Below are 414 nucleotides of genomic sequence, written 5' to 3'. Positions count from 1 at the left end.
AATCCTATGAGCGATACCCTCCGTGACCAGCTGATGGGCCTGGGCTTCAAGCCTGCGCCCAAGCCAGAGCGCAAGAATGATGGCCCCCGCCGTGATGGCCGCCCGCAGGGCAAGGGTGGCAACGGCAATGGAAAGCCGCAGGGCGCTGGCAAGGGCGAGCACAAGCCCGGCCAGCGTCGCGGTCCTGGCCATGGCGGCCCGGGCAAGCCCGGCCAGTCGCGTGGCCCGGGCCAGCAGGGCCCGCGCAAGCCGCGCAGCGCAGAAGAGATGGACCTGGCCAAGGCCTACGCCATCCGCGCGCAGAAGGAAAAGGAAGAGCGCATCGAAACCGAGCGCCTGAAGCAGGAAGAGGCGCGTGTGCGCCGCGAGGCCAAGACCAAGCTGTAAGAACTGCTGAAGGACAAGGGCCTGAAT

1 pseudogene is annotated in these 414 nt (G+C 67.4%); it reads left to right on the top strand.

Annotated features, from left to right (window positions below):
• Positions 1-387: pseudogene (locus EEB19_RS26540) on the top strand (hypothetical protein); the annotation flags it as partial.
• Between the last annotated feature and the right edge of the window lie 27 nt (positions 388-414).

The sequence above is a fragment of the Gordonia sp. OPL2 genome, assembly GCF_003797825.1.
GTDB lineage: Bacteria > Actinomycetota > Actinomycetes > Mycobacteriales > Mycobacteriaceae > Gordonia.
This window is presented reverse-complemented; position numbering and strand designations above follow the sequence as displayed.